Annotated in this window: 9 protein-coding genes; 1 reads left to right on the top strand and 8 read right to left on the bottom strand. The window is 67.3% G+C overall.

All coding sequences use genetic code 11. From position 1 onward, the window contains the following. Nucleotides 1-154: 154 nt before the first annotated feature. The 4 genes from C8J45_RS06820 to C8J45_RS06835 all read right to left on the bottom strand — a co-directional run bounded on the left by C8J45_RS06820 (nt 155) and on the right by C8J45_RS06835 (nt 4693). A complete protein-coding gene (locus C8J45_RS06820) occupies nt 155-775 on the bottom strand; it encodes a hypothetical protein (protein WP_107962635.1) in 621 nt (206 codons plus the stop codon). Nucleotides 776-902: 127 nt separating this feature from the next. After that, nucleotides 903-1319, bottom strand: coding sequence for a secondary thiamine-phosphate synthase enzyme YjbQ (locus tag C8J45_RS06825; protein WP_107962513.1), 417 nt, complete (start codon nt 1317-1319; stop codon nt 903-905). Between the two features lie 284 nt (nt 1320-1603). Further along, on the bottom strand, nt 1604-4342 hold the full coding sequence (gene secA, locus C8J45_RS06830) for a preprotein translocase subunit SecA (protein WP_107962514.1): 2739 nt from the start codon (nt 4340-4342) through the stop codon (nt 1604-1606). A 99-nt stretch (nt 4343-4441) separates the two neighbouring features. Further along, nucleotides 4442-4693, bottom strand: coding sequence for a hypothetical protein (locus C8J45_RS06835; protein WP_107962515.1), 252 nt, complete (start codon nt 4691-4693; stop codon nt 4442-4444). Between the two features lie 146 nt (nt 4694-4839). Here C8J45_RS06835 and argJ point away from each other — a divergent pair, with 146 nt between their 5' ends. After that, nucleotides 4840-6060: a bifunctional glutamate N-acetyltransferase/amino-acid acetyltransferase ArgJ gene (argJ, locus tag C8J45_RS06840; protein WP_107962516.1), complete on the top strand. Its 1221-nt coding sequence runs from the start codon at nt 4840-4842 to the stop codon at nt 6058-6060. Nucleotides 6061-6192: 132 nt separating this feature from the next. Here the strand turns inward: argJ and trxA are convergent, their stop codons facing one another. The 4 genes from trxA to C8J45_RS06860 form a co-directional block, all read right to left on the bottom strand. Continuing rightward, nucleotides 6193-6516 carry a thioredoxin TrxA gene (gene trxA, locus C8J45_RS06845; RefSeq protein ID WP_055877560.1) on the bottom strand — a complete coding sequence of 108 codons (324 nt, stop codon included), beginning with the start codon at nt 6514-6516 and terminating at the stop codon, nt 6193-6195. Nucleotides 6517-6580: 64 nt separating this feature from the next. Next, complete coding sequence (addA, locus tag C8J45_RS06850) at nt 6581-10012, bottom strand: double-strand break repair helicase AddA (protein WP_181321136.1); 3432 nt, start codon at nt 10010-10012, stop codon at nt 6581-6583. Then, entirely contained in the window at nt 9996-12956 is a 2961-nt protein-coding gene (gene addB, locus C8J45_RS06855) for a double-strand break repair protein AddB (RefSeq protein ID WP_107962517.1), read from the bottom strand. The genes addA and addB overlap by 17 nt, the downstream gene beginning before the upstream one ends. Then, nucleotides 12949-13647: a nucleotidyltransferase family protein gene (locus C8J45_RS06860; RefSeq protein WP_107962518.1), complete on the bottom strand. Its 699-nt coding sequence runs from the start codon at nt 13645-13647 to the stop codon at nt 12949-12951. The genes addB and C8J45_RS06860 overlap by 8 nt, the downstream gene beginning before the upstream one ends. Nucleotides 13648-13686: the final 39 nt, after the last annotated feature.

A 13686-nucleotide genomic window follows, 5' to 3' on the forward strand; every position in this document is an offset into this window, starting at 1 on the left:
CGGGGAGAGGGTTGGGTGAGGGGCGCCGCGAGCGTTACCCTCTACAACAGCCCCTCACCCCGGCCCTCTCCCCGAAGGGGAGAGGGAGCAGCGCACGAAAAAGCCGGACTACCACTGAGGTAGCCCGGCCTTTTTGGCATCTCGAAGGGAACGCTTACTTCGGCAGCACGACGCTCGGTCCGATGCTGTCGACCACCTTCCGCGCATCGAACGCGCGGATGTTGTCGCGCGGGATCGGGCCCTTGCGCATCACGATTTCCGCAGTCGCCTCGTACCGGTCGATCGTGCGAACGTCGAAGTCATTGCCCCATGGGCCACCACCGAAACCGCCATAGCCGCCGCCGAAACCACCGCCAAAGCCGCCATAGGGGCTCCAGTTGCGCCAGCCGAAGCCGCGGCCGTAATAGCGCCACGACGGCCCCCAATAGCCGCCGAAGCCGCCATACCCGAACCCGCCACCGATCCCCGGCGTCGAGTAGGTCCGCGACTGGAGGTTGGTTTCACGATCGGCCATCAGGTAATAGTCGTAGCCGTTCTGCAACGTCAGTTCGGCAGCGCGGAAGAACAGGTAACGCTCGACGGTATCACGCGACGTCACGCTGTTGCCGGCGAAGCTGACGAGAAAACGGCCGGGCTCTACCTGCCGGTCGCTATAGCCGGTGCGGCTGAACCCCTGGCCCGTCGCCGGCCGATAGGTGGTCTCGGTCGCGCAACCGGCCAGCAATAGAGCGCCCGTTGCGAGCGCTGCCAATGCGACCTTGCGACCAGGTTTCATGAACATGGTATGTCTCCGTTCGCGGCGAGTGCGGCGAAACGCCTCTTAATAGCCGTCAGTGGTGGAACGGTTGATGAACGGGTTCGCTCCAATGCGCCACCTTGCTGACTCATTTTTCACGTTTCGTCTAAACGCCGATCAAGTGCAGCGCCAATGTGCGGCGATGTGGCCGGCGGCGGTGCTCGAACAGATAGATGCCCTGCCATGTGCCGAGCGCGAGTCGGCCATCGATCAGGGGGATCGAGAGCTGGACCTGGGTGAGCGCGGTGCGGAGGTGCGCGGGCATGTCGTCCGGACCTTCGTCGTCGTGGAGATACTCGCGCGACTCCGGAGCGATGCGGGCGAAATAGGCTTCGAGGTCGGTTCGCACTTCGGGCGCAGCGTTTTCCTGGATCAGGAGGGACGCGGACGTGTGCCGGCAGAATACTGTAAGCAGGCCCTCCGACACGCGTTGGTCGCGGGTCCAGCGGGCGATCTGGTCTGTAACGTCGACGAGGCCTTGGCGGGTGGTGTCGATGGTTAGGATCGTGGTGGCTTGGCGCATGGGGTCCTAACGATCGGCCGGGAGCGTTGCTCCGTGTCCCGTTCCCCGAGAGTAACCGTTCCCCCGCGAAGGCGGGGGGCCAGGAGTCCCATAGACCACCGCCAATGGCCGAGACTCCCGCCTTCGCGGGAGAACGAAAGGGGCCGTATCATCCCGCCCCACCCCGGCGAAGGCCGGGGCCCAGTTCGGGGGACGCCGCTAACTACGGGGACGCACCGTTACTGCAACCTTTCCAACTGGGCCCCGGCTTTCGCCGGGGTGGAGACCGATTCAATCGCGAACGCTCAAACAGCCCCGTGGCACTGCTTGTACTTGCGGCCCGACCCACACGGACACGGCGCATTACGGCTGACCACGCCTTCCCAGTTCGCAGGATCCTCGCCGATATCGGCCTCCTGCGGCTGCGGGATATGCAACGGCGGCATCGTCGACGTGATGTGACCACGCGTCCCCGCATCGAAATCGTTCGAATCGTCCTCGCCCGTAAACGGGTCGAAATGCGTCGTGATGAAGTCCGGCAGCTCAGGCAGCCCGACCGGCGCCTGCATCTGGAACTGCGCGTGCGCGATCGTCTTGGTCACGTCCTCGCGGATCGTCTCGAGCATCCGCTGGAACAGCGAGAACGCCTCCTGCTTATACTCGTTGATCGGCGTCTTCTGCGCGTACGCACGCAGATGGACGACCTGACGCAGCGCGTCGAGCGTCGCGAGATGCTCCTTCCAGTGATGGTCGAGGTTCTGCAACAGGATCGACTTCTCGACCGACGTCCAGGTCTCCGCATCGAGATCGGCGGACTTCTGCGCGATCGCCTCGTCCGCCATCGCGCGGACACGCTCCTCGATCACCTCGGGGTCGACCGACTCCTCCAGCAACCAGGCATCGATCTGCGGCTCGAGGTTCATCACCTCGGCGAGCCGCGTCTTCATCCCGGCAACGTCCCACTGCTCGGGATACGAGTTGGGCGGGCACGCGTCGCCGACGATTACGTTGACCGTCTCCGCGCGCATGTCGGTCACCACGTCGCCGACCGTATCGGCATCCATGATGTCCGCGCGCTGCTCGTAGATGACCTTGCGCTGCTCGTTCATCACGTCATCGTACTCGACGACCTGCTTGCGGATGTCGTAGTTGCGCGCCTCGACCTTCTTCTGCGCGGTCTCGATCGCCTTGCTCAACCACTTGCTGCCGATCGCCTCGCCGTCCTCGATGTTGTTGCGCATCATCTTGGCGAAAAGCGTGTCCGGCCCGAAAATGCGCAGCAGATCGTCGTCGAGGCTGAGATAGAAACGCGACAGGCCGGGATCGCCCTGACGACCCGAACGCCCGCGCAGCTGGTTGTCGATACGCCGGCTCTCGTGCCGCTCGGTGCCGAGCACGAACAAGCCGCCCGCGGCGAGCACCGCCTGCTTTTCGGCCTCGATCTCGATCGTAATCCGCGCCGCTGCCTCGTCATATTCGGGCGTACCCTCGACCAGCTCGGGATGCTCGTCGAGCATGCGGAATTCGAGGTTACCGCCGAGTTTGATGTCGGTGCCGCGGCCCGCCATGTTGGTCGCGATCGTCACCGCGGACTTGCGCCCGGCCTGTGCGACGATGTGCGCCTCCATCTCGTGGAAGCGCGCGTTGAGAACCTTGTGATCGACGTTCTCACCGACCAGGAACTCGCTCAGCATCTCGGACTTCTCGATCGACACCGTGCCGACCAGCACCGGCTGGCCGAGGTCCGCGTGATGCTTGATCTTCTTGGCGATCGCCGCGAACTTGTCCTTGGTGTCCTTGTAGAACTCGTCTTCCTCGTCGACGCGCTTCACCTCGACGTTGGTCGGGATGCTGACGACGTTGATCTTGTAGATGTCGTAGAACTCGGCCGCCTCGGTCGCCGCGGTGCCGGTCATGCCGCCGATCTTGGGGTACATGCGGAAATAGTTCTGGAACGTGATCGAGGCCATCGTCTGGTTCTCGGGCTCGATCTGGACGCCCTCCTTCGCCTCGACCGCCTGGTGCAGGCCGTCCGACCAACGCCGGCCGTCCATCATGCGACCGGTGAACTCGTCGATGATGATGACCTTGCCGTCCTTGACGATGTAGTCGATGTCCGACTTGAACATCACGATCGCGCGCAGCGCCTGGTTGAGGTGGTGGACGACCTGCGTGTTCTCGAAGTCGTACAGGTTCTGCCCCTCGAGCAGCCCGGCGGCCTCGAGCATCCGCTCGACCTTCTCGGTGCCGTCCTCGGTGAGGATGATGGTCTTCTGCTTCTCGTCCTTGTCGTAGTCGATAGGCTCGAGCTGCTTCACGACCGCGTCGACCTGCATGTACAGCTCGGACTTGTCGTCGGTCGGGCCCGAGATGATCAGCGGGGTGCGCGCCTCGTCGATCAGCACCGAATCGACCTCGTCGACCACCGCGAAGTTGAACGCGCGCTGCGTCATCGCGCTACGCTCGTACTTCATGTTGTCGCGGAGATAGTCGAAACCGAACTCGTTGTTGGTGCCGTAGGTGATGTCCGCTGCGTAAGCGGCGCGGCGTTCCTCGTCGGACAGGTTCGGGATGATGACGCCGATCGTCATGCCGAGGAAGGTATAGACCTGCCCCATCCACTCGGCGTCGCGCGCGGCGAGGTAGTCGTTGACGGTGACGACGTGGACGCCATCGCCGGGGAGTGCGTTGAGATAGGTTGCGAGCGTCGCGACGAGCGTCTTGCCCTCGCCGGTGCGCATCTCGGCGATCTCGCCGCGGTGGAGGACGATGCCGCCGACCATCTGGACGTCGTAATGGCGCTGGCCGAGCACGCGGTGCGCGGCTTCACGGACGGTCGCGAACGCCTCGGGGAGCAGGTCGTCGAGCTTCTCGCCCCCGGCGAGCCGCGCGCGGAACTTGACGGTCTGGGCGGAGAGTTCCTCGTCCGACATCGCCTGGAGCGACGGCTCGAACGAGGCGATCTTGGCGAGGATCGGGTTGAGCGACTTGACGTAGCGGTCGTTGGACGAACCGAACAAGGATTTGGCGAGGCCACCGAACATGGGCTGATTTCCTGAATTTGAGACGCGGCGGCACGCAGGGGGCGCACGCGGAAGCGGATCGCTCGGATCCAAAGGTTACGATAAGGTCACACCAAGACGCTATTCGCGGCGGCGCTCCGCCCATAGCGGTAGCGCGACGATGGCTATCGTGCGCAGCGTGGTAGCGACGGCAACCTGAAGCAGCGGTGGAAGGCCAGATACGGGCCTTATCAAGACCTTGGCTGGCGTTGCTGCTATCGACTGCGAGCAGACGCTGCCCTGTGCTACGGCCTGTGCCGACTGACCACGCCCGCCCGGCACCGCGCCGGTCAGCGCGGACAAGAGTGCGGAGAGGAGTAGCAGCAGGTTCATTCGGAACCGGCTGTATGCGAGCCGGCGTGATAAATCTACCATTCGTCTCAACAGGGCACCCGACGGACGCGGCGGAGCAGCATCCGCCTAGGCGATCTTCGCGCGCGTCGTCTTGCCGCCCGCACGGCAGCGACTATGAAGACGGCATGCAGATTTCGCCACTTGCCATGCCCTTCCCCGCCGCCCCTTCGATCGACGGCGTCACGTTGCATGTCGCACGTGCGCAGTACAAAGCGTGGGATCGGTGCGACCTGACGTTCGTGACGCTGGAGCCGGGGACGGTCGTTGCGGGGGTGCTGACAACGAGCAAATGCCCTTCGCCCGAAGTCGAGTGGTGCCGTGCGGCGCTGACACTCGGTCAGGCGCGAGCGCTTGTCGTGAATGCGGGCAATTCCAACGCCTTTACCGGTTCGCGCGGGCGGGCGGCAGTCGAGGCGATCGCGGCGCGGACCGCGGCGCATCTCGGGTGCCAGCCTTCGGACGTGTTCGTGTCCTCGACCGGCGTGATCGGCGTGCCGTTGCCGATCGACAAGGCGGAAGCCGGGTTGGACGCCGCGTTCGCCGCCGCGCCGTGCGGCTGGGAAGACGCCGCCGCGACGATCATGACCACCGACACCTTCACCAAGGGCGCGATGACGACCGCGGTGATCGGCGATCGCACGGTCACGCTGGTGGGGATCATCAAAGGCTCGGGGATGATCGCGCCGGACATGGCGACGATGCTCGGGTTCATCTTCACCGACGCGACGGTTGAGCCGGAATTCCTGCAAGCCGCGTTGTCGAAGGCCAATGCGCCGAGCTTCTCGTGCATCACCGTCGACAGCGATACATCGACCAGCGACACGGTGCTGGCGTTCGCGACGGGCAAGGCTGGTAATGCGGTGCTGACGGACGACGACAGCGTCGGGGCGGATGCATTTCGCGCGGCGTTGGCGGACCTGTGCCATCAAATGGCGATGCTCGTCGTCCGCGACGGCGAGGGCGCGCAGAAGCTGATCGAAATTCAGGTGACTGGCGCGGACAGCGACCGCAGCGCACACCGCATCGCGATGAGCATCGCCAACTCACCGCTGGTGAAGACCGCGATTGCCGGTGAGGATGCAAACTGGGGGCGTGTGGTCATGGCGGTCGGCAAGGCCGGCGAACCAGCCGATCGCGACACGCTGTCGATCCGGTTCGGTAATACGCAGGTTGCCGAAGGCGGCTTGGCGATGAGCGGCTACGACGAGGGACCGGTCGCTGCGCACCTCAAGGGCCATGAGATCGAAATCGGCGTCGATCTGGCGCTAGGCGAAGGCCGGGCCACCGTTTGGACCTGCGACCTTACGCATGGCTATATCTCGATCAACGCCGACTATCGGAGCTGAAACCCTCGATGCCGTCACCCCAGCGAAAGCTGGGGTATCCCGGTTGGAGCGAGGGGTGGCTCGAACCGGGATATCCCAGCTTTCGCTGGGATGACGGAGGGGCCTGTAAGGGCGGGTAGGCGAGGGTCTATTTTACGCCAGTTCGCCTTCGAGCCAGGCCTTCAGCCGGCCCTTGGGCTCCGCGCCAACCTTGGTTGCCGCCGGCGCGCCGCCCTTGAACAGGATCATCGTCGGGATACCGCGGACGCCGTACTTGCCCGGCGCATCGGGGTTCTCGTCGATGTTGAGCTTGGCGATCGTCACCTTCTCGCCGAGCTCTTCCGAAATCTCTTCGAGCGACGGCCCGATCATCTTGCACGGGCCGCACCATTCCGCCCAGAAATCGACGAGCACGGGGCCGTCGGCGTTCAGTACGTCCGCATCGAAGCTGGCATCGGTGATCTGCTTGGTCGCCATCGTGAATTCTCCTTGGTTGAGTCGTATCTAAGGTCGCTCGCGTGTGCGCTCAACCACCGGGGCGCTAGCTTTGCTCCGCGGGCCGATAGTGCGGCTTGTTCGCGGCCAGCGTCTCGTCGTCGAGCACGATCAGCCGCGGCCCTGCGGTGTACAGCAATGCCGCCTCGACCGACCGCCCCGGAAAGATCACGCCCAAGGCCTCGGCGTACGCGGCCATCTGCCTCAAATGGAATTCCGGCACATCGTCCAGCCCTCTCGGTGCGCGCCGCCCAGTCTTGAAGTCGACGACGCGGATACGGCCCGCCTCGATCAGCAGGCGATCGACCGTCCCCGACACGACGAGGCCGTTCGCCAAGGTCGCTGCGATCGGTGCCTCGGCGAGCGTATCCGCGCCGAACAGCTCAGCAAAGCGCGGATCGTCGAGCACTGCAACCACGCTCTGCACGATTTCGGACCGTGCTGCGGCATCGTCGACGCCGCCTGCTTTTGCCAGCCAGCGGTCCGCTGCCGCCCCGCGCTCGGCAGCAGCAACCGTCGGCAGACGCTCGAACAGCGCATGGATCAGTCGGCCTCGCTCCGCTGCGACGCGCATCGCTGGCGTCGGCGGTGGATCGGACACCGCGTCGTCACCCAAAGCCGAAGGCGACAGGGGACGAGGCGGACGGGCTTCTTGCGGTGCGGGTTCATGCGCCCAAGCCGGCAGCTGCGCGTTAGCCGCACTCTCGACCGATGCCGAAGCCTTGGCGATCACCGCAGGCTGAGGCTCGACCCCGGCGAACGTCCGCGCGCCCTCGCCCATCGGCACCTCGAGTGCCGTCAGCGCCCGATCGGCCGCAGCGTACCAGCTGTTCTCCGGCGGCACGCCCTTAGCGCGCGGCCCGAGCGCACCGGCGATCACCAGCCGCTCTTCGGCGCGCGTGGCGGCGACGTAGAACAGCCGCCAATGCTCCTCCAGCTCGCGCTGCTCGGCGACCGACACGACCGCATCCAGCGGGCCGCCACGCTCGCTCGACCGCGGCCGGAACACCGGGATCGGCGCAGCCCCAGGCTCGGGCGCCCATTTCAAGATCGAGCGCGGCGCCGCCGATGGGTCGGCCGTCGCATCCGCCAGGATCACCAGCGGCGCCTGCAACCCCTTGGCGCCGTGTGCGGTCATCACCCGAACCGCATCGAGCGGCGCCGACGGATCGCGGACGATCTCGACATCGCCGCGGTCGAACCAGTCGAGGAAGCGCTGCAACGAGGGCGTCGTCGTGCTCTCGAACGTCAGCGCGGCGTTGAGCAGTTCTTCGATCGGATCTCGCGCCTCGGTCCCCAGCCGCCGGATCAGTTTGCGGCGACCGTCCAGTGGCCCCGACAGCAGTTCCTCCAGGAACTGGTACGGCGTGGCGATATCGGCGCGCGCCAGCATCGTCAGCAACGGCGCCAGTCTTGTCGCAGGTTGCGTGCGTTGCAGATGGCGCCAGAGCGGCCCCGCCTCGCGCGGTGCGGCGGCCATCAATTCGTCCTGTGTCCAGCCGATCAACGGCGACACCAGCAGCGCTGCGACGGACAGATCGTCCTCCGGCTGCAACACGAAGCGGATCGTCGCGAGCAGATCCTGCACCGCAAGCGGCGCGTTCAGCCGCAAGCGATCGACGCCCGCCACCGGCACGCCCTCGGCATAGAGCCGCGCGACGATTAGCGAGGCGAGGTCGCCGCGTCGCTTGACCAGGATCATGACGTCCTCGGGCCGCAACCGCCGCCCCTTGCTCTCCAGCATCAGGCCTGTCTCGGGCGCGAGCCAGCCCTTCACCGCGCGCGCGATATCGCTGGCGAGTTTGCGCACCGCGTCGTCGACCCAGCCCTCTTCGTCGTCCTCGCTGCCGCCCGCCGACACCGGTGGCCACAAGGTCACGGTGCCCGGCCCGGCGACCTCGCTGGCGTGCCGTTCGACGTCGCCCGCGATTCCGAGCCCCGGCTCGCCGATCGCGTCGATCGCCGCATCAACGAACTCCAGCACGGTCCGCGTCGACCGGAACGAGTGGCGGAGCGACAGTCGTGCCAAGGGGAGCCCACGCTCCTCCTCAGGCCAGTCGTCGTCGCCCTCGGCCTCGCTCGCACGACCGCCGAAATATTGTTCGGCGGCCTGGAAATTGAGCGGATCGGTCCCCTGGAACCCGAAGATCGCCTGCTTGTAATCGCCCACCGTGAACAGCGTGCGAGTCGACGGCGCATAGATGCCGCGGCCGACGAAGAACTCGTCCGCCAGCGCGCGGACGATCCGCCACTGGTGCCCGTTGGTGTCCTGCGCCTCGTCGATCAGCAGATGTTCGGTCGCCTGGTCGAGCTTGTAGCGGACCCACTCGCCGATCCCCGGCTGGTCGAGCAACGCCACCGTCGTCGCGATCAGGTCGTCGAAATCGACTGCCCCCGCGCGGCGCTTGGCCAGCGCATAGCCGCGAGCATAATCGCGCCCGACCTCGAGCCCGTCGGCGAGCAGGTCGCAATAGGTCGCGCGCTGCACCATCGACAGCACGTCGGTGCAGGCCTCGCCCAGATCGCGCGCGAGCACTTCGTAGTCGGGCTCGGCATCGATCAGTTTCTTCGAAGCTTTGCGCTGCGTGCCCGTGCCGGTGAGCACGACGCTGGCGAGTTCGTCCAGGGTCGCCGCGCGATCCTCGGAATCGAGCCACCGCTGCACGGTTGCCGCCGCAGCCTGCCCGGTGGCCGTCCCCCAGGCGCGATTTGCCGCGGCAATGCGCGCGATCGCGTCGAGGTCGAGCGCGTCGCACCATTCCGCGATCGCCTCGTCGATGTCTCCCGATGGAAGCCCAAGTTCGCGGCGGAGCCACGGCTGGATCCCGACCGGGAGTGCTTCAAGCGCCGGCAGCGCACGCGCACAGGAGAGCAGGAAAGCCTCCGCCCCGCCCTCGCCCATCCGCAGCGACAGCCGCCCGACGATCTCAACCGGGCGCTCGCGTCCCTCGCGCTCGGCATCCGACAGCATCGACGCCAGCGCCTCGCGCGCTAGCCCCGCTTCCTCGCGTGCTTCCAGCGGGCGGAAGCCTGGCGTCAGTCCGGCCTCGACGGGGAACGCGGCGAGCAAGCCTTGGCAGAAGCCGTGGATCGTCTGGATACGCAAGCCCCCGCCCGGCGCATCGAGCACCTTCGCGAACAGGGTGCGGGCGCGGTCCTGCAACGTCTGGACCGGGCTCTCGCCGAGCGCGATCAGGTCCGCCGCCAGCGCCGGCGCGGGCATCCGCACCCACGCGGCGAGGCGCCCGTTGATGCGCTGCGCCATCTCCGCCGCGCCCGCCTTGGTGAAGGTCAGGCACAGGATCGCGCCGGGATCGACACCGCGCAACAGGAGCCGGAACACGCGCGCGGCCAACACCTGCGTCTTGCCGGTGCCCGCCGAGGCGGAGAGCCAGACGTGCGACGCCGGGTTGCTCGCATCGGCCTGCGCGCCCCTTAGCCGGGGCAGCGTGGCGAGCGCGTCACCGCTCACGGCCATACCATTCGTCGCGTCGCATCAGCTGGTCATACTCGGCATAGGGGGCGTATTCGAGGACGAGTTTCGCGGTGAAGGCGGCGCTGCCCGTCAGCCATTCCCCGACGACTTCGGCGAAGTTGTGCGCGGCGATCGACGTGAACTCGGCGGTCGGGATCTTGTCGCGCTTGCCCTCGGGATCGACCGGGCTCTCGATATAGCCGAACGCGTCGCGCTTCTTGCCAAGCGACCAATATTCGAACGCGCCGGCCGTGCCGCGCACGTCTTCGAAGCCGCCGCGCTCGGCGATCAGGCCGAGTAGCCCGAGTTGGAGGCTGTAACCGGCGCGAACCGCGGTCGGCGATGGCGGCTTGCCGGTCTTGTAGTCGATCACGGCCAGGCGCCCGTCAGGCAGCTTGTCGATGCGGTCGTAGCGACCTGACAAGGTCACGCCGGCGATCTCGATCTTGCCCTTGCCCTCGGCGCTGGCGACCGTCCGACCGTCCTCGCCCTGCGCGACTATCGCTCCCGCGATCCAGTCGATCGCCTCCAGCAAGCGCGGCTGCCAGAGCGCGCGCATCATCGGATGCGTCCGCTCGTCGTCGAGCATCGCCTTGGCGCGCGTCCGCAGCGTGTCGACCGTGCAGTTATCCTGCTTCCACCATTGCTCGAGGATGTCGTGCACCGCGGTGCCGCGCCACGCCGCGCTCGGGTCGGCATCGACCGGATCGAGCGGCATCAGCCCGAGCACGCGGCGTGCGTAGAAGGCGTAGGGGTCGGCCTTGAGGCGATCGACCTCGGTGACGGAAATCGCCTTCGGACGCAGCAGCGCTGGCGGCGACGGCGCGGGACGGTCGGCGGGGAGATGCTCGCCCGGATCGTCGAGCGCGCGCGTCCAGCCTTCCAACGCCGATGCCCGCTCGAACCGGTCGCCTGCAAGCGCCTGCAACCGAAGCCAAAGACGCGAGGCGAGAGCGGGCGACTTCGCATCTCGCCGCGCTCGGGTGACGACCGCGCGAGGTGCGCCCAAAGCTTGCGCAAAATCATGAGCCGCGGTGCCGACACGCCGCTCCAGACCCGGTAGGCCAAGCTCCATGCGGATGCGCGGCGCGAGCCAGGGATCAGGCGCAGGCCGCCCCGGCCACACGCCTTCGTTCAGCCCGCCGAGCACCATGACGTCGGCCGTCTGCAACCGCGCTTCGATCAGGCCGTAGATCGCGAGCCGGGGGTGACCGCCCGGCGCCGGCCGTACCGCGACCTCGTCGAGCAGCGTTCGCAACAACTGCGGCAGTTCCCGCGGATCGATCCGCGGCGGTCCGGCTGGGGCTTCGGCTTCCAGATCGGCTAGGAACTCCGCCGCCGCGCGTCCCGCGAGACCCGACCATAGATTGTCGCCGCACAAGGTCTGCGCCGTCTCGCGCAGGCAGGCGAGCACCGACGCCAAGGGCTGCGGCCCCTGATCGAACGCGTTCGCCAGCGGCGTCAGCAGTGGCTGGACGTCGGTCCACCATGTTGCCGCCGTGCCCTTGCGCTCTTCCAGATGCCCCGCAATCCCGTCGAGCCCCGCCGCCGGCCTAGGCCCGCGCAACCGCCGGTCGAGCGCGCGTGCGCCGTCGAGCCATAGCAACCGATCTTCGCCCGCACGCACCAGCGGATGTTTCAGCAACGCCAGCAACGCGAGCGGCGAGAAGCGCTGCGCCGCCGCTTCGGCCAGCGCGAGCAGCAACGTCCCCGGCGGCAGAATCGACAAGGGCCGCCCCGCGCTGTCGTCGATCCCGATGTTCCAGCGCCCAAGATGCGCTGCCACTCGTCGCGCCAGCGCGCGATCCGGTGTGACGAGCGCGGCGGTCCGCTCGGGCACCTCCAGCGCCTCGCGCAGGACAAGCGCGATCGCTTGGGCCTCCTCCGCCGGGGTGGCGAGTTCGGCGGCGGTGACGCCTTTCAAGCGGCGATCCTCTGCCGCGATCTGGGTCCATTTGCCGGTGAAGTCCGCGGGTGCCAGCGCGTTGGCGATCGCCCGACCGCGCGCGGGGTCGGCGTCGTGCCCGCCGCCCTCGCGCCAAGTCTGCACCTCGCCTCGGGCGACGCCCATGCGCAGGAGCATCAGCTTGGCATCGAACTGCGGATGCGTCTCGATCGAACGACGCGTGAGGCCGGTGACCGGATGCGGATCATGCGGGCCGAGCGCGTCCCATTCTTCGTCTGGCAATGCCAAGTCTAGCCCGGCGAACACTACCATGCCCTGCGGCATGTCGGCGATGCAGCGGAGCAGGCGCGCGACCGCAGGTGCGGAATCGGTCACGCCCGCCGCGCAGACGATCCCGGCTGGTGGCGCGTTCCGCCAGCGCTGGGCGAGCCGGTCGAGCAACGCCGAACGCCGCGTCGCCGCATCGATCCGCTCAAGCCGTGCGAGTTCACCCGGCCAGCGTTGCAGGACGATCTCGAACGTTGCCAGCGCGCGCCGCCAATGCTCGGTCAGTTCGGGGCCAAGCTTGATATCGCGCAATTTGGTCGGCGGCACTTCCTCGACCAGCAACTGATCGAGCGTCCGTGCAAGTTCGCCTGCGAGGCGCACGGCCTCCGCCGCATCGACCGGATGGCCTTCGCGCGCGCGCTCTTCGGACACCAGTCGCGCGAGAATCATGCGCCGCTGATAGGGCGGCACCGCGGGTAGCGGCGGATCGATGTCGTCCGCCGGATCGAGTGCGGCGCCGACCGCCTCGCCCATCTCCGGATCGCCCAACGCCACAAGCCGCGGGAGGACGAGCCCGCCGCCGCTTGCGCGCACGAACGCCTCGGTCACCGCCTTCACCGCGCGGTTGTTCGGCAGCACGACCAGCGCCCGGGCGAGCGCCAGCGGATCGCGCCCCGCCCGCCGGGTCAGTCCGGCGACCAGCGCGTCCGCAAACGCGCGGTGCGCGGGGATCGTGTAGAGTGTCGGGCGATCCGTCGCGACGAGATCAACCATCCGCAAGGATCGCCTCGGTCTTCGGAATCGCGGCCGGCGTGCCGACGTCGAACCACAGCCCCTGGTGGACCTGACCATAAGCGCGGCCCGCGGCGATCGCGCGGTCCCAGAAGAGGTTCGTCGAGAACGGCCCCTCCGGCCAGTCGGCGATCAATCGCGGGTGGAGAATCTGGATGCCGGTATAGGCGAACGGTGCGACACGGCCGGGCTTGCGCCGCCCGGCGATCCGCCCGTCGCTGCCGAGGTAGAAATCGCCCATGCCGCCGTGATTGTTGGCGCGCGCGAGCGGCACCATCAGCAGCAGCGCATCCATCTTGTCGTCGTCCCAGCGCGACGCGAGCAGCCTGATCGCGTCGACCGGCCCGTCGATCCACAGGTTGTCGCTATTGACGACCAGCACCGGCGCATCGCCGAGCAGATGCCGCGCCTGGACGAGCCCGCCGCCCGTCTCCATCAGCATTTTTCGCTCGTCGGAGATCACCACGTCGATCCCCGCGAATCGGTCGGTGACGTGCGCCTCCAGCGTGTCCGCGAGGTAATGCACGTTGACGACCGCGCGCTTGATCCCTGCCGCCTGCAAGCGTTCGAAGACGTGATCGATCAGTGGTTTCCCTGCGACCTGCACCAGCGGCTTGGGTCGCGTCGCGGTCAGCGGGCGCATCCGCTTGCCCAGTCCCGCCGCCATCACCATCGCCGTCTCGGGCACGATTCCACGAGGGACAGGGCGGAT

Source organism: Sphingomonas sp. PP-CE-3G-477 (assembly GCF_003050745.1).
In the GTDB taxonomy this organism is placed as follows: domain Bacteria; phylum Pseudomonadota; class Alphaproteobacteria; order Sphingomonadales; family Sphingomonadaceae; genus Sphingomonas.